This window comes from Actinoplanes xinjiangensis (genome assembly GCF_003148685.1).
GTDB classification, from domain to species: Bacteria; Actinomycetota; Actinomycetes; order Mycobacteriales; family Micromonosporaceae; genus Actinoplanes; species Actinoplanes xinjiangensis.
The window spans coordinates 47,488-69,785 of the sequence record NZ_QGGR01000012.1; the positions used below are offsets into that span (position 1 = coordinate 47,488).

A 22,298-nucleotide genomic window follows, 5' to 3' on the forward strand; every position below is an offset into this window, starting at 1 on the left:
CGGCCGCATGTCGACCTTACGAAGCCGGACGGGTGCCGTGCTCGCCTGGACCGGCGCGATCCTGTTCCCGCTCGCCCTGTTCACCGTGCTCGCCCTGCCGGGTGTCGACGACCCGTTCCTCCAGGCGGTCACCGTCCTGGTGGCACTGCTGCTGCCGGTCGCCCTGGCCCGCCGTTCCCCGCTGGCGGCGCTGACGCTGCTCGTGGTCGGCGGTGGGGCCGTGTCGGTGCTCGCCATCTCCGGTGGTCTGCCGGAGCAGGCCGCCGTCGCCGTCTTCGTGGTCCTCGCCGACGTCATGGTCGGTAACGTGGCGGCCCGGCGGCCGCGACGGGTCTCCGTCCCGGCGGCGGTCCTCACCGTGCTGGTGCAGGCGGCGCTGGTCCTGCTCTTCGAGAACCCGGGTGACCTGCTGACGATCCCCGCCGTGATGGCCCTCGCGGGGGTCACCGCCTGGGTGATCGGTGATTCGGTCCGGCAGCGCCGCCGGCACGCCGCCGTCCAGCGTGAGCAGTCCGAGGCCCGCGCGGTGGAGGCGGAACGGCTGCGGATCGCCCGCGAGCTGCACGACATGGTCGCGCACAGCATCGCCGTGATCGCCGTCCAGGCCGGGATGGGCCGCCGGGTCATCGACACCCAGCCGGCGGAGGCCCGCAACGCGCTGGCCAACATCGAGGAGACCAGCCGGGACACCGCGGCGGCGCTGCGCCGGATGCTGGGTTCGCTGCGGCGTACCGATGCGGGTGCCGGCCCCGCGCCCCGGGATCCGGCGCCGGGTCTGGCCGACCTGGACGGTCTGGTGGCGCGCAGCGCGCAGGCGGGTGTCGAGGTCGGCCTGCGGCGGGACGGCGATCCGGTGCCGCTGCCGCCGGACATCGACCTGTCCGCGTACCGCATCGTCCAGGAGGCGGTGACCAACGTGATCCGGCACGCCGGCGTCGGCCGCTGCGACGTCGCGGTCCAGCAGGACGCCGGCACGCTGAGCATCGAGATCACCGACGACGGGTCCGGTGGCGGCGGCGCCGGCGACGGCAGCCGCAACGGCATCACCGGCATGCGGGAACGCGTCAGCCTGCTCGGTGGCGAGTTCGACGCCGGCCCGCGGCCCGGCGGCGGCTTCCGGGTGTCCGCGCGGATCCCTCTTCCCGAGGCGGTCCGATGACCATCCGGGTGGTGCTGGCCGACGACCAGCCGCTGATCCGCAGTGGTCTGCGGGTGCTCATCAACGACGCCGAGGACATCGAGGTGGTCGGCGAGGCAGCCACCGGCGCGGAGGCGGTCCGGCTGGCCCGCGAGCACCGGCCGGACGTGGTCGTGATGGACATCCGGATGCCGGTGATGGACGGCATCGAGGCCACCGGGCACGTGGTGGCCGGGCCGGATCCGGCCCGGGTGCTCGTGCTGACCACGTTCGACGACGACGAGTACGTGTACGCCGCCCTGCGTGCCGGCGCCAGCGGTTTCCTCGTCAAGGACATGGCACTCGACGACATCCTCGGCGCGATCCGGGTGGTGGCGGGCGGGGACGCGCTGATCGCACCGAGTGTCACCCGCCGCCTGATCCAGCACTTCGCGGCCGGCCCGGGAGCGGCTGCCGCGCCCGCCCCCGTGCCGCCGCGGCGCCGTCCGGACGACACGATCACCGAGCGGGAACGGGAGGTGCTGACGCTGGTGGGCCGCGGCCGCTCGAATGCCGAGATCGCGAAGGACCTGCACATCAGCCCGGCGACCGCGAAGGCCCACGTGGCCCGGCTGTTCACCAAGCTGGACGCCCGGGACCGGGTGCACCTGGTGATCATCGCCTACGAGATGGCCCTGGTCACTCCGCCGGAGTGACCAGGGCCATGCCGGTCAGGCGGTCCGGCAGGTCAGCGCGGGCCAGGCCCAGTTGCCGCCGTGCTGGATGGTGAACCCGAAGGTGTTGCCGCCGCCGTTGGGGCGGCCGGTCATCACGTTGCCGCTGGAGTCCCAGCTCGCGCCGACGTTCCAGGTGGCGATCATGCGCTGCGGTGCGGAGACCGTGACGGTCACGATCCAGTCGGCGGACCCGGTGACGGTGACCTGGCCGTTGAAGCGGTCGCCCCACTTCTGGCCCTCGCTGTAGGTGGCCGTGCAGCCGCCACCCGACGGCGTGGACGGGCTGGGGGACGGGCCGCCCGGCGACTGGCTCGGCAGGGGCTGCCCGGTGTTCAGCTGGGCGAGCACCGCGTCGTACGCCGCCTTCTTCTGGCCGTTGCCGTTGAACAGCAGGGGGGTGCCGGAGGCGCGCCACGAGTCGCTGTCGCGGACGCCCCACACGGTGATGCCGGTGCACCGGGCCACCGACTGGCAGGCCTGCACGACGCCGCGGTACTGCTCGGCCTGGCTCGACCCGGAACCCTCGATGTCGAGTTCGGTGATCTGCACGTCCACCCCGAGAGCGGCGAAGTTCTGCAGGGTGGTGTGGTAGTTGCTCGGCACCGGGTTACCGGAGTTGAAGTGCGCCTGGAAACCGACGCAGTCGATCGGCACGCCCCGCGACTTGAAGTCCTGGACCATCCGGTAGACGGCCTGGGTCTTCGCGTGTGACCAGTTGTCGGTGTTGTAGTCGTTGTAGCAGAGTTTGGCGTTCGGGTCGGCGGTGCGTGCGGCCCGGAACGCGGCCTCGATCCAGTCGTTGCCGGTGCGCTGGAGGTTCGAGTCGCGGCGGGCGCCGGAGGAGCCGTCGGCGAACGCCTCGTTCACCACGTCCCAGGCGTAGATCTTGCCGCGGTAGTAGGTGGCGACCCGGGTGACGTGATTGAGCATCGCCTGCCGCAGCGAGGAGCCCTCCATCCGCTGCATCCAGGCCGGCTGCTGGGAGTGCCAGGCCAGGGTGTGGCCGCGGAGCCGCTTGCCGTTGCTGATCGCCCAGTTGGCGATCCGGTCGCCGGCGCTGAACGTGAACTGGTTCTGGTTCGGCTCGGTCGCGTCGAGCTTCATCTCGTTCTCGGCGGAGATCATGTTGAACTCGCGGTTCGCGATGGTCGTGTACTGCGAGTCGTTCAGTCTGCCGCCGGCGATCGCGGTGCCGAAGTAGCGGCCGCGCTCGGCGGCGGAGGCACCGAGCGTCGACGCCGCGCTGGAGGTGCCCTGCCACAGGACCGCGGTGGTGGCCGTCATGGCGACGACGACACCGGCGACGGCGGCGGCGCGCCACCGGCGCCGGGCGGGGGCGCCACTGTTCTGTTGGTTCATCGGGGATGTGCCTCCTCGACACGGGAACGGGGATTCCGAAACTTCCGGAGGGGTACCGGAAATTCATGGGGATCCTACGTGGTCTTTTCCTCGACAGATAGACGATACCCGCTATCAAAGGGCTGAAAGAATTCCGAAACTATCGATGGAAAACTCGTTATGCGCGCGACCGCAGTCGAGTCGGTGGTGACGGGATTAGCGCGAACGTGTCCGAAGCTGTTTTCTTCTGTTGACTTGATGCATGTAAATAGTTCACTGTGTTTGCAATGTGCCGTTGATCGAAGGGAAACAATCGATGCCGCGATTGCCCTGGAGGCCCCTGCTCCTCGCCGTCCTCCTGGTCCTGTCCACCCTCGGTGTGCCCGCCGGCCCCGCCTCGGCCGCCGGTCCCGTGCACGGCCTCAAGGGCGAGTACTTCCGGATGTCCGCCCCGGGAGCCCGTGACTTCGCCGAACTCGGTGGAATCGTGCTGGACCCGAACATCGACCTGCCCGGCCTGGCCGGCTCCTTCGAGTCGCTGACCGGGCGCACCGAGCACACCACCGCGCGCTGGACCGGGAAGATCACCGCCCCGGCCACCGGCGACTACACGTTCTCCATGATCGGCGACAACGGGTTCCGTCTCCTGATCGACGAGCGGCCGGTGATCGACCACTGGGTCGGCGACTGGGACCGCGAGCAGGTCAGCGCGCCGGTGTCACTGGTGGCGGGGGAGGCGCACACCGTACGCATCGAGATGTTCCAGGACATCGGCGGCGCGAACCTGTTCCTGCGCTGGTCGGGCGCCGGCATCGAGAAGCAGATCGTTCCGGAGAGCGCTTTCACGCCGCCGGACGGCTTCCAGATCTTCCCGGTCACCTTCACCGTCCAGCCCGACGGCCGGACGGTGATCGCCGACTTCGACGCCACGGTGGACGACCTCGGCACGTCGGCTCAGCACCTCGAGGTCGAGGTCGACACCACACCCTTCCCGATCCGGAGCGTCCGGAAGAACCGCGACCGGGTCGTCATCACGCTCGCCGAGAAGGTGCAGAAGAACCAGAAGGTCCGCGTCGACTACGACGGCACGGGCGGCCTGGTCGTCGGCGGCGAGACCGTCCCGCAGGTCATCCGGTCCGCGGCGAACACGTCCACGCACCGGCTCACCACGCCGTGGGGTGACCGGGTCGACGAGCGCAACCCGCTGCCCGAGTACCCGCGCCCACAGTTGATCCGCAAGGACTGGCTCAACCTCAACGGCCAGTGGGAGTTCGCCGGCGTGCAAGCCGGTGAACAGCCGGTCTTCGGCCGGCGGCTGGCCGAGCGGATCACCGTGCCGTTCCCGGTCGAGTCGCAGCTGTCCGGTATCGAGCGGCGCGAGGACCACATGTTCTACCGCAGGCTCGTCACCGTGCCGGGCGGCTGGAAGGGCAAGCGGATCAAGCTCAACTTCGGCGCCGTCGACTACCAGGCGAAGGTGTGGGTCAACGGCACCCTGGTCACCGAGCACACCGGCGGCTACACCGCGTTCACCGCCGACATCACCGGCGCACTGAAGAGGCACGGCCCGCAGGAGATCATCGTCGGCGTCACCGACGTGACCGGGCCGAACCAGCCGAAGGGCAAGCAGTCACTCAACCCCGGCGGCATCGTCTACGAGCCGTCGTCGGGCATCTGGCAGACGGTCTGGCTGGAGCCGGTCGCCCCGGTCGCCGTCGACGGCCTGGTCATCACGCCCGACGTCGCCACCGGATCGGTCGCCGTGCGCGTGAACTCCGCGGCGTCGTCCAAGGTCACCGTCACGGTCAAGGACAGAAGGGGCCGAAAAGCAGGCCAGATCTCGGGTACGTCCAACGCCGACCTCACCGTCAAGATCGCCGAGCCGCGTCTGTGGAGCCCCGACGACCCGCACCTCTACGACGTGGACGTGAAGCTCGGCGGTGACACCGTCCGCGGGTACTTCGGGTTGCGTGCGGTGTCCGTACAGCAGGTCGGTGGTTTTCCGAAGTTGACGTTGAACGGCAAGCCGGTCTTCTCCCTGGCGACCCTGGACCAGGGGTTCTGGCCGGACGGCCTCTACACCCAGCCCAGCGACGCCGCCCTGCGGTTCGACCTGGTGGAGACGAAGAAGCTCGGCTTCAACGCGGTCCGCAAGCACATCAAGGTCGAGTCGGCCCGCTGGTACCGGCACGCCGACGAACTGGGCCTGCTGGTCTGGCAGGACTTCGTGTCGGCCGACATCACCGGCACCGCCGGTCAGGAGGCGTTCCTCAGCCAGGGCCGGGAGATGATGCGCCAGCTGCACAACTTCCCGTCGATCATCGGCTGGATCGTGTTCAACGAGGGCTGGGGCGAGTGGGACCGCACCGCCACCGGCCGGATCGCCGACGAGATCAAGGCGCTCGATCCCAGCCGGATCCTCAACGCGCACAGCGGCGTGAACTGCTGCAACTCCAAGGGCGACTCCGGCCGGGGTGAGGTCATCGACCATCACGACTACGTCAACAACGACCCCGCCTACCCGGACGCCACCCGCATCGCGATGGACGGCGAACACGGCGGCTTCACGCTGCGTACCCCCGGGCACATGTGGCCCGGGCCGCCCGCCGTCATCTACAGCGGCGTCGCCGACAAGGCGGCTCTGACCGCCAAGTACGTCGACAACACCGAGCGGTTCTACCTGGAGGCCGCGGCCAACGAGCTGTCCGGCTCGGTCTACACGCAGATCACCGACCTGGAGACCGAACTCAACGGCCTCTGGACCTACGACCGGCGCGAGATCAAGGTCGACCCCGCGGCGGTACGGGCGGTCAACGCCCGGATCATCGCGGCCGGCGCGACGTCCGGGCAGGCCAGGACGTACCCCGGCCACGGCGACTGGAACCTGGACGAGAACAGCGGCACGACCGCCCGCGACAGCGGCGGCGACAGCCACCTGACCCTGACCGGGGACACCACGTGGACGCCCGGCGTGACCGGGTCGGCGCTGAAGTTCGACGGTGACGGCGACTACGCCGACACCGCCGCGCCGGTCCTCGACACCACGAAGGACTACACGGTGAGCGCCTGGGTGACGCTCGACGAGCTGCCGGGCAACTACGCCACCGTCGTCAGCCAGGACGGCCGTCGCACCGAGAACCCCTTCTACCTGCAATACGGCCAGGGCGCCTTCGCCTTCAGCACACCCGGCGGCAACCGGGCCCGCCTGGTCACCACGCCCGAGCTGAACCGCTGGTACCACCTGGCCGGCGTCCGCGACCACGCCGGCGGCGAGATCCGCCTCTACGTCGACGGAATCCGGGTCGCCACCGTGCCGGCCGGCCCCGATGTGGTCGGCACCGGCCCACTGTCGGTGGGCCGGGCGAAGTACGCCGGTAACCGCGTCGACTTCTGGTCCGGCTCGATCGACGGCGTGCACGCCGTCGGCCGCGCGCTGACCGACGAGGAGGTCACCACGCTGTACCAGGCACGGTGATCCGTGAGCCGGCGCCTCGTCAGTCCTTGAGGCGCCGGCTCAACTCCTCGGCCAGCCGGGTGTTCAGCTCGGCCAGTTGCCGGTCGGTGAGCCCGCTCAGGTCACCGGTCTGGCCCTGCTGCTGTTCCTGCTGCTGTTTCTGCTCCTCCATGCGCTTCAGCTCCTGCTCCTCGGGGGAGCCGGGCGCCGCGTACGCACACCGGATCAGCACGCCCTCGGCGGTCTTGAGGCAGGTGGCCTCCCGGCCGTTCACCTGGCCGCGGCCCTCCACCCGGTAACGGATGCTCTGCTCGCTGCCGACCGTGGCGGTCCACGTGGTCCCGCCGGTGGGCACCACCTCGAACACCCGGTCCTCGTTCCAGCAGCAGGCGTCCCGGTACTCGGCCTTGATCAGCGCCACCACGGCCTCCGGCGACGACCACGTCGGGTTCAGCCGGTGCACGGTCATCGGGGCGAGGGCCAGTCCGGTCTGCCGGGTCGGCACCGTCGAGACGGCCACCACCGAACTCGCCTCGCCCTGCGGGGTGAGTGGCGTGACGTACGCGCTGTTGCTGCCGTCGGTGTACCGGAGCGTGAACTCGGAGTTGTTGTCCTCGTTGGTGCCGTCGTCGGAGGCGTCCCAGCCGCCGCGCTCGAACCACCAGTCGGCGAAACCACCCACCGCCGCCGTCCCCTCGCGCTGACGGGCGGCGAGGCTGATCGGGTAGGTCGACCCGGGGATCGACGCCGTGTCGGTCGTGACGGTCAACTGCCCGGTGCGCCCGTTGTAGAGGGCGGCGCCGGCCGGCCGCTCGGTCACCGTCAGCACACCGACCTGCCGTTTCAGCGGGACCACGACCATCGGGGTGTCGCCCGCGCAGTACACGTAGACGTCCCGCTCATCGAACCGCACCCACCGCTGCTCGGCCGAGATCTTCCGTCCCAGGTTGTGACCGAACCAGCCGCCGATCCGCGCACCGGCCGCGTCCAGGTCGAAGGCGCACCGCTGCGAGCTGCGGCTGTTGCTGCCGAGGGGCACCTCCTGGACCAGGCCCACCTCGTAACCGGACAACCAGCCGCGCCGCTCCACCAGCGTGCCGAACCGGTCGGCGTCCGGCAGATAGGTGATGTCGGCGATCTCCCCGGTGACGTCCCCCAGGTTCGGCGCCGCCTGCGCCTCGCCGACCAGATAGGGGGCGCGGGCATTGAGGCTGGGCACCGGATCGTCGACCACGCTCATGGCCGCGGCGTAGTCGCGGTCCTGGAGATACGAGTTGTAGAACAGCCAGCCGATGCCGAGGACCAGCCCCGTCGCCGCACCGAGCCAGCCCAGGAACACCCCGGCCCGGGCACCGGCCACCGCCAGCAGGATGACCAGAGCCAGCAGGACCAGCCAGGGAGTCAGATTCCGCAGCTCCCAGACCACGATCGTGGTGGCATAGGAGGCCCACCACACGATCAGCCCGGCAACGGCGACGATCGGGAGAACCCACCACAGCACACGACCCACCGGATCCTCCTCGCGACATCGTGGAGGCTCCGATTCTGGGGCACCGTGTCCACCGGGAACCCGGTTGGGACCGGGCCCGGGCGGGTAGGGCGGAGCCGTGTCAGAGGAAACAGGGACCACCACCGCCGACGGCCCGTCGGCCGAGGACCGCGCCCGCCTGGACCGCGAGGACCGGGAAGAGCGCGAACTCGTCCGCGAACCGGACGTCAACCAGGAGTCCAACCGGTCGGCGACCCGGCTGGAACTCTTCTTCGACCTGGCCTTCGTGCTGTTCGTGGCGGGCTGCGCGGACATGCTGGCGAAGGACGAGACGATCACCGGAGGTCTCCGGTTCGCGGCCGTCGTCGCCGTCGGCTGGTGGGCGTGGGCGAGCGCCACCCTGTACGCCAACCGGTTCGACACCGACGACGCGATCTTCCGGCTGCTCACCCTGATCGGCATGGGTGGCGTGATCATGATGGCCGCGGCGGCCGACCAGGTCACCGGCCCGGCCTGGACGTGGTTCGTGGTCGGCTACGTCGTGCTGCGTGTCATGCTCGCCCTCGGCTACCTGCGGGTGTGGCGCACCCTCCCGGAGACCCGCGCCGGGATCCGTCCGTACCTGATCGGTCACGTCGCCGGCGGTGCCTTCTGGCTGGTGTCGCTGACGGTGCCGGCGCCGGCCCGGTACGTGCTGTGGGCGGCCGGCGTGCTCGTCGATCTGCTCGGCCCGACCCTGAGCGCACGCCGGCCCGACGCTCCGCCGCTGCACATGGAGCATCTGCCCGAGCGGTTCGGTCTCTTCGTCATCCTGCTGCTCGGCGAGTCGGTCGCCGCCACCGTGCACGGGCTGCACGACGGGAAGTGGACGTCCGGGGTGACCGTCACGGCCATTGCGGCGTTCCTGCTGACCGCGGCGCTGTGGTGGTCGTACTTCGACCTGTCCGGCGGCGCCGCGAAACGCCGCCTGGTCCAGGAGGGCGGCGAGCGTACCCACCAGGGCGTGCACGACTTCTACGTGTACGCCCACCTGCCGGTGGCGATCAGTCTCGCCGCGGTGGCGGTCGGCCTGGAACACGCCATCGCGCACGGCTCCGACGGGCATCTCCCCGCCGGAGCCCGCGGTGTGCTCGGCATCGGGCTGGCCGGCTACCTGCTCAGCGCCGCCGTCATCCAGGGCGTGCTCTCCGGCCGCCACCGTGCCGCGCTGATCTGGCCGGGCCTCGGCATCCCGGCGATCGTGGTGATCACGATGCTGGATCTGCGCCCGGCGGTACTGGTCGGCCTCTGCGCGGCGGTGCTGGTCGCGGGTGTCGTCACCGGCATCCGCCAGCACCGCCACGGCGAGATCAAGGTGGCCAAGGTCTGACGCCGGTCAGCGGTCCGTCACCGTCAGGGCCGCGTCGACGATCGACGCGGTGTCGATGCCGTGCAGCCGGTAGGCGTCGGCCAGGCTCGACGACTGACCGAACTCGGTCACGCCGAGGCACCGGATCCGGTCGCCGCGGACCGCGCCGAGGAACGCCAGGGTGTGCGGATGCCCGTCGTGCACGGTGACCAGCGGAGCCCGGCGCCCGTCCGGGAACAGCTCCGACACGATGTCACCGCCCACCCCGGCGTCCCGGCCGCCACGCTGCTGGAACGACCGGAACACCAGGTCCGGGCTGGTCAGGCAGACGACACCGGCGTTGACGCCGGCCGCGGCCAGCGCCCCGGCCGCCGCGATCACCTCGGGCATGATCGCGCCGACACCGACGAGGGTGACGTCCTCGGACTCCGGCGGATGCCCCGCCGGCAGCCGGTAGCCGCCCGCGACCGCCTGCCGGCGGCGCCGTTCCCGCAGGGCCGGATCCTCCGGCACGGCGGCCTGCTGCGGGTCGATCGGCCGGGTGGAGAGCCGGAAGTACGCCGACGTGCCGCCCGGCACGCCGACCCGGCTCATCGCGTGCAGGAGGCACCACTCCAGGTCCTGCGGGAACGCCGGCTCCCAGGCCACACAGCCGGGCTGCTCCAGCCCGATCGACGGCGTCGTGATCGACTGATGTGCCCCGCCCTCGGGTGCCAGGGTCACCCCGGACGGCGTGCCCACCAGGATCGACTGGCCGCCCGCGTAGATCCCGTACGACCAGGGTTCCAGCGCGCGGGAGACGAACGGGTCGTAGAGGGTCGCGATCGGGATCAGCCGCTCACCCCACCGGGACCAGGTCGCACCCAGCTCACCGAGCAGCGACACCAGGTTGACCTCGGCGATGCCCAGCTCGATGTGCTGGCCGTTGCGGTTCTCCTGCCAGCGCAGCACCCGCTCGGCGTCGTCGGCGAACCAGTCGTGCCGGTCCTGCACCGACCACACACCGGTCTTGTTGATCCAGCCGCCCAGATTGGTGGAGGACGCGACGTCGGGGGAGCAGGTGACCACCCGGGCCGCCGCCGCGGGGGCGTCCCGGGGCAGGTCGGCCAGGAGCCGGCCGAGCGCCGCCTGGGTGCTGATCGGCTTGCGGTAGGCGTGCCCCAACTGGGCCGGAACGGTCACCGGCGCCGGTGTGGCGACGGGCTCCCGGCGCAGTGCCCGCCCCCGGTCGGCACACAGCCGCCCGGCCGGGGTGTCCGGATCGAACCGCTGCCACGGCAGAGCCCGGTCCACGCCGGAGGCCACCGCCAGCTCCTCCATCTGCGCGCCGGTCAGCAGCGCCGAATGGTTGTTGGGGTGCCCCTCGGTCGGCAGGCCGCGGCCCTTCACGGTGTAGGCGAACACCACGGTGGGGCGGTCGGCGTCCGCGTCGACGGCCCGGAAGGTGTCGACCAGCAGCCCGATGTCGTGGCCACCGAGGTCACGCACGGCGGCGGCCAGCTCGGCCGGGTCGATCTCGTCCAGCAGCGCCTTCAGCTCGGACGCGCCCGGCAGAAGGTCACCGGCGGCCAGGATGCGCTCGGCGGTCTGCGCCGGCCCGGCCCGTAGCATCCGCTGGTACTCCTCGTTGGGCATCGCCTCGAGCCGGGCCCGCAGCGCCTGCCCGCCGGGCCGTTCGAACAGCTCGGAGATGATCCGGCCCCACTTGAGGACGACCACCTGCCAGCCCGCGGCGGCGAACATGCCCTGGAGCTTGGCGATCTGGATGTCCGGCACGACGCGGTCCAGCGACTGCCGGTTCAGGTCGACGACCCAGAGCAGCTCGCCCATCCGGGCCACCGCCGGGTCCATCACCGCCTCCCAGATGGCGCCCTCGTCGAGTTCGGCGTCCCCGAGCAGGCTGACGAACCGGCCGCCGTCGGGCGTACCGGAGAACTGCGAGGTCAGGTAGCGGTGGGCCATCGCCGCCCACAGCGCGGCCGTCGCCCCGATCCCGACCGACCCGGTGGAGAAGTCGACGGTGTCCGGGTCCTTCAGCCGCGACGGGTACGACTGGAGGCCACCCTTCTCCCGCAGCCGCGGCAGGTACGACTCGTCGAGATCACCGAGCAGGTAGTTGACCGCGTGCAGCACCGGCGAGGCGTGCGGCTTGACCGACACCCGGTCCTGCGCGGTCAGCTCGGCGAACCACAGCGCCACCATGATGTCGACCATCGACGCACTGGAGGCCTGGTGACCACCGACCTTCACCCCGGAGTCGTTGGGCCGGCCGGCGTTGGCGGCGTCGACGATCGACGCCGACAGCCACAGCACCCGGCGGGCGATCTCGCGCAGGACGTCGACGTCGGGGGCGGGACTGGTCATGACGGTCTCCGGGTCACGGTGGTGAGGGCTCGGTCGAGGTCGGCGATCAGGTCGTCGGCGTGCTCCAGCCCGACGGAGAGCCGCACCAGGTCGGCGGACGGGCGGGCGTGCGCCGCGACCGGCCGGTGGGTGAGCGCCGCCGGGTGCTGGATCAGCGAATCCACGCCGCCGAGCGAGACGGCGTGGGTGAACAGCCGGGTGCCGGTGGTCAGCCGGCAGGCGGCCTCGAACCCGCCGCGCAGCGCCACCGAGATCATCGCGCCCGGGCCGCGCGACTGCCGGCACAGCAGCCCGCGGGGGTCACCGTCGAGCCCGGGGTAGTACACCCGGGTGACGGCCGGGTGCCCGGCCAGCCAGGCGACGATCCGGCCTGCGGTGTCCTGCTGGGCGCGCATCCGGACCGGCAGCGTGGCCAGGCCGCGGTGCAGCAGATAGGCGCCCCACGGGTGCAGCAGCCCACCGGTGACCGCCCGGACCTGCCGCAGCCGGGCGGCGGTCTCCTCGCCACAGGCGATCACCCCGGCGACGACGTCGCCGTGGCCGCCGAGGTACTTGGTCGCGCTGTGCAGGGCCATGGTGGCCCCGAGAGTAACCGGATTCTGCAGGACCGGGGTGGCGAAGGTGTTGTCCACCAGCACCGGGACGCCACCGGCCCGCTCGACGACGGCCGCGATGTCGGCCAGGTCCAGGGTCGGGTTGGCCGGGGTCTCCAGGATCACCAGACCGGTGTCGCCACGGATCCGGTCGGCGACCTCCGCCTCGGTGCAGAACGTCACCTCGGTGCCGAGCAGCCCGGTGGCCAGCAGGTGGTCGGTGCCGCCGTACAGCGGGCGTACCGCCACCACGTGCCGCCGGCCGGTCATCGCGGTGTGCGCCAGGATCGCCGCGGTCATCGCCGCCATCCCGGAGCCGAACGCCACCGCCGTCGCGGTCTGTTCGAGCTGGGCCAGCGCCGCCTCGAACCGGGCCACCGTCGGATTCCACAGCCGGGCGTAGACGGCACCACCGTCGGCCAGCGGGTGGCCGCCGGTCGCCATCGCCTCGTACGACTCCCCGCCCCGTGCCGGATCCGGCAGGGGATAGGTCGACGAGAGGTCCAGAGGGGGAGCGTGTACGCCGAGCGCGGTGAGGTCCTCACGGCCGGCGTGCACGGCCACCGAGTCGCTGTGCAGGGGGCGCGTCATGCTCGTAGGGTTCCGGAATTCGCAACCCGAACATAGAGTCGCCGTCGAATCGGTAATCAGTCGGCCATAATTCGACTTTTTCAGCAGTCCGGCGACGGTTGGGAGCGATCACTTTGCGGAACCCGCAACGGCCGGTCACCCTCGACCACGTCGACCGGCGGCTGCTGCGGGCGCTCGCCGGGGACGCCGGCGTGACCAACAAGGCCCTGGCCGGCCGCCTCGGTCTGGCCGAGTCCACCTGCGCCTACCGGATCCGGGCGCTGCGCGAGGCCGGGGTGGTCACCGGCGCCCGCGCCCAGCTCGACCTCGCGCTGCTCGGTTACCCCCTGCAAGCGATGATCAAGGTACGGCTGGGCAGTCACACGATGGCCAACGTCAGCCAGCTGTACGACGCCCTGGCCGCGACCCCGGGGGTGTTGCAGGCCTTCCACGTGGCTGGTGCCGACGACTTCTACCTGCACGTCGCCGTCGAGAACGCCGAGGCGCTGCGCGACTTCGTGCTGCGCCACGTCACCAGCCACCGGGTCGTCCGCCAGACCGAGACGCACCTGGTCTTCGAGGTCCGCCCCGGTGCCGGTGTGCTGGGGGACTGACCGTCAGCAGCCCAGCCGTCGGGTGGCCAGGGCGATGTCGTCGATCCGGACGTCGAAGGTGCCCGGCGTGGTCCCGGCCTGGTAGAGCTGCCAGCCGATCTTCACGTCGGTCACCGACGGCAGCACGAACGGCACGTCGTTGCCGCCGTGCCGGGTGGTGGAGGCGGTCAGCTCCGGGTTCGCGACCCCGTCGATCCAGACGGCGACGCGGTTGCCGTCGGTGTCGAGCATCCACTCGAAGCACTGCCAGGTGTCTTCGGTGACCGGCGCCGACTGCCGCCAGTCGGTCCAGTCCCCGGTCGGCCCGCCGTCGGCACCGACACCCCAGAAGATGCCGGGAACCGTCGGCGCGTACTGACCGCCGACCGGGCGGACGACCTCCGTGCTGCCGGTCCCGGTCGCCTCGACGAGCGTGAAGTGCGCCCAGTCCGGAGCGATGGGGAAGGCGTCGACGCGCAACCGCATCCGGCCGTACAGCCGCGTACCGGTGACGGCGAGGTCGTCGACGCGGAGGAAGGCCCGGCCGTTGTCGACGGTGTGCACGTGCAGCACCCGGCCGCGGCGGGCGCGCTCCACGGTGAGAGTGCCGTTGCGGGTGTCCACGCCCCAGTCCAGCGTGGCCGGGCCGCCGAGTGGCTGCCTGTCGAAGTCCTCGCAGAAGAGCAGGTCACGAGTGCAGGACCCGCGGTGGGCGGCGTCCGCCGCGCCGGCCGGGACACTGGCGGCCGCGGTACTGAGCATCGCGGCCGTGACGACCGCGGCGAAGAGGGTGCGCAACGTTGCCTCCTACGATTGGGAGCGCTCCCGGGAATCGTAGAGCATCGATGTCCGAACGGCATCGCATCGTGGCGCGCGGCCTGTCAGGTGGTGAGCGGCAGGTAGTAGGCGGCGAACGTGTCCGGCTGGAAACCCTCGGAGCGGTAGAGGGCCTGCGCCACCTCGTTGTCCGGCGCGGTCTGCAACTGGACGGCCACCGCGCCCGCGGCCCGCGCTCCGTCGGCGCACGCCCGGACCAGCGCCCGGCCCGCGCCGGCGCCCCGGGCGACGGGTGCGACGAACAGGTCGTTGAGCGTCCACACCGGAGCCATCGAGAGTGACGAGAAGGTCGGGTAGACGTTGACGAACCCGGCCGGTGTGCCGTCCGCGGTGCGCGCCAGGAACACCACCGACTCGCCGCGCCCGTGCCGCTCCCGCAGGAACGCCAGCACCCGTTCGGCCGGGGCCGGGCGCCGGTAGAAGTCGAGGTATCCGGAGAACAGCGCGGCCACCTCGGGCAGATCCTCGGTGCCGGCGCGGCGAACCGTGATCACTTCGGCCGGGGTGCTGGTCATGGCGGCGTTCCTCTCCTCGACGTGTGGGGCGCGACCATCCTGCCCGCGCCGGATCCGGGCGGGCGGTGGCGGGCGTGGCCGTACCGCCCACCGGGACGCTGTGATGATCACCCCCGGCCGCTCCGAATCGGTGCCTTCGCCGCCGCCGTTCCGGGCGGTCGAGGCACAGATCCGGGATATCGCGGGAGATTCAGATCTGTCAGGATGATGGCCCTCGACGTTTTGATCGACTCGGCAGGCAACGTTTCCGGACGCAGCCCCGTCATCTATCTGTACGGCCATGGATGGCGCCGACCGGGACCCCTCGATTGTGAGAGCCATGATTCAGCGACGTAAAGTCATCATCGGCACACTGGGCGTGGCCGCAGCCGCCACCGTCACCGGGTGCACCACCTCCGGCAAGGGTGGCGAGGGCAACACGGCCTGGGTCGAGCCGGTGGCCGCCACCGAGCAGCCGGCCACGCCGGTCCGGCTCGCCATGACCCCGGTGAGCGGTGCCAAGGACGTGTCGCCGACGAGCCCGATCGTCGTGGCCGCCGAGGAGGGCACCCTCAAGTCGGTCACCGTCACCGCCGGTAAGGCGAAGATCAGCGGGTCGATCCAGTCCGACGGGACCTGGAAGTCCGACGACGAGCTGGCCTACGGCAAGAGTTACAAGGTGGTCGCGACGGCCGCCGACAGCAAGGGTGTGGACAGCGAGCACACCTCCACGTTCACCACGGTGAAACCGGCCAACGTCGCGAAGGTCACCTTTCAGGCGAACGCGATGACCGCCCTCAAGGACGGCAAGACGTACGGCGTGGGCCAGCCGGTGATCGTCGCGTTCAGCCGGGCCGTGAACAAGGCCGCGGCCGAGAAGGCGATCAAGATCGAGACATCGCCGGCCGTCGAGGGCAAGTTCTACTGGCGCGACGACAAGACCGTGCACTGGCGGCCGAAGAAGTACTGGGCCTCCGGCACGACGATCAAGGTCGCCGTGAACGCGTTCGGCGTCAAGCTCGGCAAGACGGTCTACGGGGCCAGGAACACGTCGGCCAGCTTCAAGATCGGGCGTGAGCTGATCGCGATCAGCGACAACCGCACGCACATGACGAAGGTCTACGTCGACGGCAAGCTGGTTCGTTCCATGCGCAGCAGTCTCGGCAAGGGCGGCTACACCACCGGGGCGAACGGGCAGAAGATCAATTACTGGACCGCGGGCGGCCCGCACGTCGTGCTCACCAAGGAACGCGTGCATGCCATGAGTTCGGCGAGCTACGGCGTCACCGACCCCAACGATCCGAACTTCTACGCGCCGAAGGACATCGAGTACTGCGCCCGGATCAGCTACTCCGGCGAGTTCCTGCACGCTGCCCCGTGGAACGGCTCGCTCGGCCGTGCCAACCTGTCGCACGGCTGCATCAACCTGAGCACCGCCGACGCCAAGTGGATGTACGAGAACCTCATGCTCGGTGACATCGTCGACGTCAAGAACAGCCCCCGGGACCTCGAGGTCTGGAACGGCATCGGCGACTGGATGGTCCCCTTCGACAAGTACGGCGACTGACCCGGCGGGGCGTGCCATGACCGAAGCGGCGGTGCGCTGACCGATGGACGTGCTCTTCGACGCCCTGGACCGCGCGATGGAGAGCGCCCGCCGCCGCTGGCCCACCACCCTGTTCGTCATCGGCGCGGTGCTGTGGGTCCTGGTCACGGCGGCCCTGGTCGGTTTCGCGCTGCTCGACAGCAACCCGACGGCCGGCGTCGTGCTGGCCGCGCCGCCGGCCGCCCTGCTCGCGATCGTCGTGGCGCGGGGCATCACCCGGCTGCGGTGGCCGGTCTGGCCGGTGGGCGTCGCACTGCCGGTGATGCTCGCCGGTCTGGTCGCCCCGCAGGCCGCGCGGTACGACGACGTGTTCCGCTGGGTGGTCCCGGTCGTGGTCTTCATCTACGCGCAGATCCTTCTGGGCACCGTCGCTGCCGGCGACGAGCTGTTCCGGCGCCGGGTGGGCCGGACCGGCAAGGGACGTGCCCTGATGAGCGCGATCGGCCGACGGCGGATCCTCCAGGTGAAGGTGCTGGTGGCGACGATCGTGGTGCTCGCCTCATCGCAGATCCCGGTGGGCGTCGGCATCGACGACTACGCGCCGGGCAACGCGGTCGGGTGGTCGACGTTCGAGTTCATGTTCTCGTGCGCGGCGGTGCCGATGTTCGTCGGCGTGTGATGGCGCAGGCCCGGCCTGGCCTGGTACGCGGTGGTCGTACTCCCGCTGGTCTTCGCTCTGAGTCTTCTGCCGCGCACCCCGGACGCGCGCTGGGAGGCCGTGCTGGGGCAGGGCTGGATCGTCGTCGCGGCGACGTGGCAGTGGTCCCGGGCAGCCGTCAAACCCTTCTGGCGCCGTCAAACGCGTCAGCGAATATGACCATGGTGCATCACGCCGCTCGTTTGCCGGCTACTCGGTGACCCAGCTGACCTGGGACCTGAGGCCTAGACCTTGAGGCGGGAGCGGAACTCGGCGAGCGTCACGACCGCCGCGTTCCGCTCCTCCACCGGGAAGATCGCGATGTCGGCGTCGTCCTCCTCGAGCTGCGGCAGCCACTCGGCGAGGAAGACCTTCACCGGGATCCGGATGGCGTGCTCGCCGTCGACGTCACCCTCGTTCTCCAGGCGGGCGACCGTCGCATACGGCCAGATCGGCAGGAGGTTGCGGCGGCGCCCGTCCTCGGTGAAGAGGATGTCGCCCTCGTCGCCCCAGACCCAGAGGGCACCGCGGTCGGCGATGGCCTCGAACGTGCGGGCCACGCGGGCCGGTTCGTCCAGCTCGCGCAGCTGCTCGGCCTCGCGGCGGGGGATGTCATCCGATGCCATGGAGCTGATCGTATCGGCCACCCGGCGGCCCGCTGCCGGCCACCCGGTGGGACCCGGATCAGGCCGATCGTGGTCGAGCCGGACCGCCCGCGGAGCGTGTCTCCGGGAGCGCTGCCGGCGTCGTACTTCTCTCCCCGTTTCGTGCCAACGGGTGTCTATTTCACAGCAAACGCATAGCTGTCCGATTTGGATGGTCCGGCTGCGGCCGGATCACCGCCGGCCGCCCGACCGGAAGGACAGCATGACTGAACCGACGAACCGTCGCAGTCGCTCGCGCCTGCTCACCGCGGGTGCCGTGACGGGCGCCCTCGCGCTCACCGCGGCCGGAGTGGGAGTGGCGCAGGCCGCGGCCGCCCCGCCGGCGCTCTCGTTCGTGGCCGCCACCACGGCGGTCACCGCGGAGCGGTACTCGTACGACGGCGACGTGTGGCTCTCGTTCGACCTCGGCCTGCACGTGATCGCCGGCAAGGACCCCTTCGAGATCTGGGCCAAGCGGTCCGGCTACGACAAGCCGATCGTCGCCGAACAGGTGGTCGTCCAGAACGGCAAGAAGAAGAAGGTCACCCTGCCGGCCGGCACGGTGTCCGACTTCAACGGTCTCAAGGACTTCACGAAGATCACCATCGTGGACGGGGCTGGCAAGCCGGTCACCGAGTACACGACGGCGTTCTGCGGCAACACCTGGGGTTCGGCGCGCACCCGGCCGGACGCCCCGGCGACCAGCCCCTACCCGACCAGCTGTGGCGGTTCCAACCCGTTCACGCTCGGGGCGGTCTGGGGTGTGCAGGCCGGCTGGAACGGGGCGGTGCGCGACCGGCCCGGTGACGAGCGCGACGATACCCCGTTCGACCTGGCGCCCGGCGAGTACACCGCCACGGCCACGGTGAACCCGACGTACCAGAAGATGTTCGGCATCCCGGAGAAGTCGGCGACCGTCAGCGTCGCCGTCACCGTGGTCGACATGACCGAAGAGGGCAAGGGCGGTCTGGCCCGGGCGAAGAAGGCCGACGTCGCCGAGGACCCGACCCTCGCGCCGCCCGCCGACGAGCACTCGCTGCACGCCGGCCAGGGTGACGCGGCCCGCCAGGTGTCGTCCTACCTGCCCGAGTTCCGGGCGCCCGCGAAGCGCCCCGCCACGCTGAAGGCCGCGCCCGCCGCCGGCCCGAAGCCGGACCTCCGGTCGCTGCCGGCCTGGGGGATGGAGCTGTCCGAAGAGGACGGCAAGTGGTACGTCAACTTCGGCGCCACCGTCTGGAACGCGGGCACCTCGCCCCTGCTCGTCGACGGCTTCCGGCGTTCCGGCACCGAACTGATGGACGCCTACCAGTACTTCTTCGACGCCAAGGGCAACCAGGTCGGCTCGAAGGAGGCCGGCACCATGGAGTGGGACCCGCGGGAGGGTCACAAGCACTGGCACTTCACCGACTTCGCCCAGTACAACCTGCTCTCCTCCGACCAGAAGCTGGCCGTGCGCAGTGGCAAGGAGGCGTTCTGCCTGGCCAACACGGACGCGGTCGACTACACCATCGCCGGTGCCAAGTGGCGGCCGGAGAACACCTCGCTGGAGACCTCGTGCGGCGCGGACACCGTCGTCGCGGTGCGTGAGGTCCTCGACATCGGCAACGGCGACACCTACAGCCAGAGCCGTCCGGGCCAGTCGTTCGAGATCACCGATCTGCCGAACGGCACCTACTACATCCAGGTGCTGGCCAACCCGGACAACAAGCTCGCCGAGCTGAACACCAAGAACAACTCGGCGCTGCGTGAGGTCATCCTCGGCGGCACCCCGGAGGCGCGGACGCTGACCGTGCCGCCGGTGCACGGCATCGAGGGCTGACCCTCGCCGACGGCCGCCCTTCGGCGAGGGGCGGCCGTTCACCGGCTCAGTATCGTGGCGTCTCCGGAAGCAGGCGCTCCAGTGCCGTGCCGGTCGCCTCGGCCAGCGTGGACAGCAACTCGACCTGCTCGTCGGTGGCCCGGCGTGCCGTCGACCAGTAGACGCCGACCGCGCCCAGCGGGTCGGCCGCCCGCACCGGGATCATCGCCAGCGAGCGGACGAAGGTGGGCCGGTACGCCTCCTGCGGGATGCGGTCGTCGACCCGGATGTCCGGGATGACGGCGGGCGTGCGGGACAGCATCGCCCAGCCGCTGATGCACTCGGTGATCGGGAAACGCTGGCCCTTCCACAACGGGCTGATCGCGTCCTCGTCGGCGTAGAAGCAGCGGTCCCCGTCGCGCAGGACGACGGTGGCGCCGTGCGCGTCGGACAGTGCCCGCGCGTTGCTGCGCACCAGATGCTGGACGACCGTCAGATTCCGTGCCCGGCCCAGGGCGGCGACCACATCCCGCAGCATGTCGTCCTTGGTATGCAGCCGACTCACCTCCGCGGACAACCTTAGGGGCGAGCGCGGATCTCTGCCGCCGTGCCACTCCGGAGAGTGACGGTGGCATCCGTTACATCCTATTCGTTCACGTTGCGCTCGAGCTGGACCGATGATCGAGCCCGATTCGGACCGTGAGGCGGACGCGGCCGACCGAACGGAGCCGTTGAAACGATCTTAAGTCCGGGTTGGGAGACAGTTGTTCCCCGGAACAAGTTTCCTGTGCCAGGGTTGGCCCTTCCCGCCGATCGGCGCCGGCGCGATCCGGCGCGAGAAATGTGGAGGACCCGTGGCGAACATCGAGACCGCGCTGAAAGAAGCCATGACTCTCGAAGGCGCCATCGGCGTCGCGCTGGTGGATTACACCAGCGGCCTCACTCTCGGCTACCTGGGCGGTGACGGCGTCATGGACATGACCGTCGCGGCGGCCGGCAACACCGACGTGGTCCGTGCCAAGATGCGCGCACTGGAGCTCCTCGGCCTCCAGGACGGCATCGAGGACATCCTGATCACCCTCGACTCGCAGTACCACCTGATCCGCCTGCTCCGCGCCCGCCGCGGCGGCGACGCGCTCTTCCTCTACCTGGCGCTGAACAAGAGCCGCGCGAACCTGGGCCTCGCCCGCCACCAGCTCCGCAAGATCGAGGCGGAACTGGACGTATGACCAGCCCTCATGGCGGTCTGCCGAGCAGGCTGGCCCCGCGGCACGCCGCACCGCAGGCCGCGGGACCCGTCCGGTTCGATCCCGCGACGGACCCGCGACGGCCGCTGCGCCTGGAGCTGGCCGGCCTGCGGCACCAGGTCGTCGGGGTCACCGGCTGCATCATCGCCGGTGTCGACGGCCTGCTGATCCTGCACGACTCGCGGTCGGCCGGTGAGCCGCACGACGTGGCCGCGATGGCGGCGGCCGCGCACGGCATCAGCCGTACCTGCGGTGGTGCCCTGGCGCAGGGGGAGTTCCAGGAGGTGACGATCCGCAACCGGCAGGGGTGCCTGGCGGTCTACGGGATCGGCGACCTGGCGCTGCTGGCCGTGGTCGGCGACGGCACGGTGAACATCGCCCGGCTGCACCTGGAGGCGCGGCCGGTGCTCGCCCGTCTGGCGACGATGCTCGACGTGACTCAGTTGTAGGAAATGATCTTGTTGATCAGCCCGCCGCCGGGGAAGTCGAGCATCATCACCCCGGTACGGGTGAACGAGCCGGCGTTGAGCCGGCCCAGCAGGTACGGGTTGACGCCCTGCTGGAACAGCGCCCCGCCGGCGACCCAGTAGGGCGGGGCGAGCGCGCCCGAGCCGCTGGTGAAGTTGACGTGGATGCGGCCGGGGTCGCCGGTGTTCGTGGTGGCGAGAAAGTTGTTCACGGCCGTGCGCTTGTCGGCGATCTGGGCGAACGTCGGCACGTTGTACCGGTCCTGGACGTAGGTCGACGATCCGTCGGCCCACCCGGAGAACTGGGCGAGCCCGTAGTCGGCGAAGCGGCCACCGCGCGGGCCGTTCAGCACCGCGAGGACGACCTTGCCGCGGACCGCGCCGAGGGTGGGTACCGCGGCGGCGGACGAGCGTGTCACCGACGGCGTCCAGAACAGGCCGGGCCGGGCGGCGACGTACGAGTCGAAGATGTCCGGGAAGCTGCGCTGCCCGGTCGCGTCGCTGCACGAGCCGGTCTCGCCGGTGCATTCGTGCTTGAAGCGGAGCAGGACGGTCTCGCCGGGGTGCGCGGTGAGGAACGCGGACAGCCTGTTCAGCACGTCGTCGAAGTTCGCCACCTGGTAGACGGCGCCGTGGTGGATGGTGAACGTGTTGCCGTCGTTGATCCGCGCCCGGATGTCGATCGCCCGGATGCCGGCGTTGAGCTGCGCGGTCAGGGTGCCACCGCTGTCGCCGAAGTTCTCCTGCGTCTGCGTGTAGTCGCCGCCGTGGATCGACATGGTCTCGTGGGTGCCCGGGATCGAGAGCGCGGCCAGGCTGGTCGCGGCGGGCACGCCGGCCATCCAGTCGGGGTGGTGCGCGCCGCTCAACGTCCGGTACGAGGTGTCGGCCGCATGGGCGGGCTGGGGGAACAGGAGCAGCGTGGCGGTGGCGACCGCGGCGGCGAGAAGGCGCTTCATGCGCGA

Annotated in this window: 19 protein-coding genes; 10 read left to right on the forward strand and 9 right to left on the reverse strand. The window is 70.7% G+C overall.

Annotated elements, in window-relative coordinates; all coding sequences use genetic code 11:
- Positions 1-7 precede the first annotated feature (7 nt).
- Positions 8-1,159, forward strand: a complete 1,152-nt coding sequence (locus BC793_RS25630; RefSeq protein WP_109596547.1) for a sensor histidine kinase — start codon at positions 8-10, stop codon at positions 1,157-1,159.
- Positions 1,156-1,833: a response regulator transcription factor gene (locus tag BC793_RS25635; protein WP_109596549.1), complete on the forward strand. Its 678-nt coding sequence runs from the start codon at positions 1,156-1,158 to the stop codon at positions 1,831-1,833. The genes BC793_RS25630 and BC793_RS25635 overlap by 4 nt, the downstream gene beginning before the upstream one ends.
- A 15-nt stretch (positions 1,834-1,848) precedes the next feature.
- Here the strand turns inward: BC793_RS25635 and BC793_RS25640 are convergent, their stop codons facing one another.
- Positions 1,849-3,213 (reverse strand): glycoside hydrolase family 10 protein, encoded by a 1,365-nt coding sequence (locus BC793_RS25640; RefSeq protein ID WP_109596551.1) that lies wholly within the window; start codon positions 3,211-3,213, stop codon positions 1,849-1,851.
- Between the two features lie 295 nt (positions 3,214-3,508).
- Here BC793_RS25640 and BC793_RS25645 point away from each other — a divergent pair, with 295 nt between their 5' ends.
- Positions 3,509-6,667, forward strand: coding sequence for a LamG-like jellyroll fold domain-containing protein (locus BC793_RS25645; protein ID WP_109596553.1), 3,159 nt, complete (start codon positions 3,509-3,511; stop codon positions 6,665-6,667).
- Positions 6,668-6,686: 19 nt separating this feature from the next.
- Here the strand turns inward: BC793_RS25645 and BC793_RS25650 are convergent, their stop codons facing one another.
- Positions 6,687-8,156, reverse strand: coding sequence for a hypothetical protein (locus tag BC793_RS25650; RefSeq protein WP_109596555.1), 1,470 nt, complete (start codon positions 8,154-8,156; stop codon positions 6,687-6,689).
- A gap of 97 nt (positions 8,157-8,253) precedes the next feature.
- Between BC793_RS25650 and BC793_RS25655 the strand changes: the two genes are divergently transcribed.
- On the forward strand, positions 8,254-9,504 hold the full coding sequence (locus BC793_RS25655) for a low temperature requirement protein A (RefSeq protein ID WP_109596556.1): 1,251 nt from the start codon (positions 8,254-8,256) through the stop codon (positions 9,502-9,504).
- Between the two features lie 6 nt (positions 9,505-9,510).
- Here BC793_RS25655 and BC793_RS25660 read toward each other — a convergent pair whose 3' ends face one another.
- Both BC793_RS25660 and BC793_RS25665 read right to left on the reverse strand, forming a co-directional pair.
- A complete protein-coding gene (locus tag BC793_RS25660; protein WP_109596558.1) occupies positions 9,511-11,847 on the reverse strand; it encodes a transketolase-like TK C-terminal-containing protein in 2,337 nt (778 codons plus the stop codon).
- Positions 11,844-13,031 carry a trans-sulfuration enzyme family protein gene (locus BC793_RS25665; protein WP_109596560.1) on the reverse strand — a complete coding sequence of 396 codons (1,188 nt, stop codon included), beginning with the start codon at positions 13,029-13,031 and terminating at the stop codon, positions 11,844-11,846. The genes BC793_RS25660 and BC793_RS25665 overlap by 4 nt, the downstream gene beginning before the upstream one ends.
- 113 nt (positions 13,032-13,144) lie before the next feature.
- On the opposite strand from BC793_RS25665, the gene BC793_RS25670 reads away from it, so the two are divergent.
- Complete coding sequence (locus BC793_RS25670; RefSeq protein WP_109596937.1) at positions 13,145-13,624, forward strand: Lrp/AsnC family transcriptional regulator; 480 nt, start codon at positions 13,145-13,147, stop codon at positions 13,622-13,624.
- A gap of 3 nt (positions 13,625-13,627) precedes the next feature.
- Here the strand turns inward: BC793_RS25670 and BC793_RS25675 are convergent, their stop codons facing one another.
- Positions 13,628-14,401, reverse strand: a complete 774-nt coding sequence (locus tag BC793_RS25675) for a hypothetical protein (protein WP_239169915.1) — start codon at positions 14,399-14,401, stop codon at positions 13,628-13,630.
- Between the two features lie 83 nt (positions 14,402-14,484).
- On the reverse strand, positions 14,485-14,955 hold the full coding sequence (locus BC793_RS25680) for a GNAT family N-acetyltransferase (protein ID WP_109596562.1): 471 nt from the start codon (positions 14,953-14,955) through the stop codon (positions 14,485-14,487).
- Between the two features lie 319 nt (positions 14,956-15,274).
- Between BC793_RS25680 and BC793_RS25685 the strand changes: the two genes are divergently transcribed.
- Together BC793_RS25685 and BC793_RS25690 are read left to right on the forward strand one after the other, a co-directional pair.
- Positions 15,275-16,501: a L,D-transpeptidase gene (locus BC793_RS25685; RefSeq protein ID WP_109596564.1), complete on the forward strand. Its 1,227-nt coding sequence runs from the start codon at positions 15,275-15,277 to the stop codon at positions 16,499-16,501.
- 43 nt (positions 16,502-16,544) lie between these two features.
- Complete coding sequence (locus BC793_RS25690) at positions 16,545-17,159, forward strand: hypothetical protein (RefSeq protein ID WP_109596566.1); 615 nt, start codon at positions 16,545-16,547, stop codon at positions 17,157-17,159.
- A 263-nt stretch (positions 17,160-17,422) separates the two neighbouring features.
- On the opposite strand, the gene BC793_RS25695 is transcribed toward BC793_RS25690, so the two are convergent.
- The gene (locus BC793_RS25695) at positions 17,423-17,803 is read right to left on the reverse strand and encodes a DUF2750 domain-containing protein (RefSeq protein WP_109596568.1); all 381 of its coding nucleotides are present in this window, start codon (positions 17,801-17,803) and stop codon (positions 17,423-17,425) included.
- A 241-nt stretch (positions 17,804-18,044) separates the two neighbouring features.
- Here BC793_RS25695 and BC793_RS25700 point away from each other — a divergent pair, with 241 nt between their 5' ends.
- Positions 18,045-19,640, forward strand: a complete 1,596-nt coding sequence (locus BC793_RS25700) for a lysyl oxidase family protein (protein WP_109596941.1) — start codon at positions 18,045-18,047, stop codon at positions 19,638-19,640.
- Positions 19,641-19,686: 46 nt separating this feature from the next.
- Here the strand turns inward: BC793_RS25700 and BC793_RS25705 are convergent, their stop codons facing one another.
- Complete coding sequence (locus BC793_RS25705; RefSeq protein ID WP_203896133.1) at positions 19,687-20,184, reverse strand: GAF domain-containing protein; 498 nt, start codon at positions 20,182-20,184, stop codon at positions 19,687-19,689.
- Positions 20,185-20,473: 289 nt separating this feature from the next.
- On the opposite strand from BC793_RS25705, the gene BC793_RS25710 reads away from it, so the two are divergent.
- A complete protein-coding gene (locus BC793_RS25710) occupies positions 20,474-20,848 on the forward strand; it encodes a hypothetical protein (protein WP_109596572.1) in 375 nt (124 codons plus the stop codon).
- Positions 20,845-21,315 (forward strand): roadblock/LC7 domain-containing protein, encoded by a 471-nt coding sequence (locus tag BC793_RS25715; protein ID WP_109596574.1) that lies wholly within the window; start codon positions 20,845-20,847, stop codon positions 21,313-21,315. Before BC793_RS25710 ends, BC793_RS25715 begins: the two co-directional genes overlap by 4 nt.
- On the opposite strand, the gene BC793_RS25720 is transcribed toward BC793_RS25715, so the two are convergent.
- Positions 21,306-22,292 carry a phosphatidylinositol-specific phospholipase C gene (locus BC793_RS25720; protein ID WP_109596576.1) on the reverse strand — a complete coding sequence of 329 codons (987 nt, stop codon included), beginning with the start codon at positions 22,290-22,292 and terminating at the stop codon, positions 21,306-21,308. The two genes, BC793_RS25715 and BC793_RS25720, sit on opposite strands and share 10 nt — an antisense overlap.
- Between the last annotated feature and the right edge of the window lie 6 nt (positions 22,293-22,298).

Bases quoted from the DNA above. Each gene is read 5' to 3' on its own strand.
- BC793_RS25685 (WP_109596564.1), top strand. From the start codon at position 15,275: ATGATTCAGCGACGTAAAGTCATCATCGGCACACTGGGCGTGGCCGCA.
- BC793_RS25665 (WP_109596560.1), bottom strand. From the start codon at position 13,031: ATGACGCGCCCCCTGCACAGCGACTCGGTGGCCGTGCACGCCGGCCGT.
- BC793_RS25700 (WP_109596941.1), top strand. From the start codon at position 18,045: ATGACTGAACCGACGAACCGTCGCAGTCGCTCGCGCCTGCTCACCGCG.
- BC793_RS25720 (WP_109596576.1), bottom strand. From the start codon at position 22,292: ATGAAGCGCCTTCTCGCCGCCGCGGTCGCCACCGCCACGCTGCTCCTG.
- BC793_RS25645 (WP_109596553.1), top strand. From the start codon at position 3,509: ATGCCGCGATTGCCCTGGAGGCCCCTGCTCCTCGCCGTCCTCCTGGTC.
- BC793_RS25630 (WP_109596547.1), top strand. From the start codon at position 8: ATGTCGACCTTACGAAGCCGGACGGGTGCCGTGCTCGCCTGGACCGGC.
- BC793_RS25660 (WP_109596558.1), bottom strand. From the start codon at position 11,847: ATGACCAGTCCCGCCCCCGACGTCGACGTCCTGCGCGAGATCGCCCGC.
- BC793_RS25690 (WP_109596566.1), top strand. From the start codon at position 16,545: ATGGACGTGCTCTTCGACGCCCTGGACCGCGCGATGGAGAGCGCCCGC.
- BC793_RS25715 (WP_109596574.1), top strand. From the start codon at position 20,845: ATGACCAGCCCTCATGGCGGTCTGCCGAGCAGGCTGGCCCCGCGGCAC.
- BC793_RS25640 (WP_109596551.1), bottom strand. From the start codon at position 3,213: ATGAACCAACAGAACAGTGGCGCCCCCGCCCGGCGCCGGTGGCGCGCC.
- BC793_RS25680 (WP_109596562.1), bottom strand. From the start codon at position 14,955: ATGACCAGCACCCCGGCCGAAGTGATCACGGTTCGCCGCGCCGGCACC.
- BC793_RS25695 (WP_109596568.1), bottom strand. From the start codon at position 17,803: ATGGCATCGGATGACATCCCCCGCCGCGAGGCCGAGCAGCTGCGCGAG.
- BC793_RS25635 (WP_109596549.1), top strand. From the start codon at position 1,156: ATGACCATCCGGGTGGTGCTGGCCGACGACCAGCCGCTGATCCGCAGT.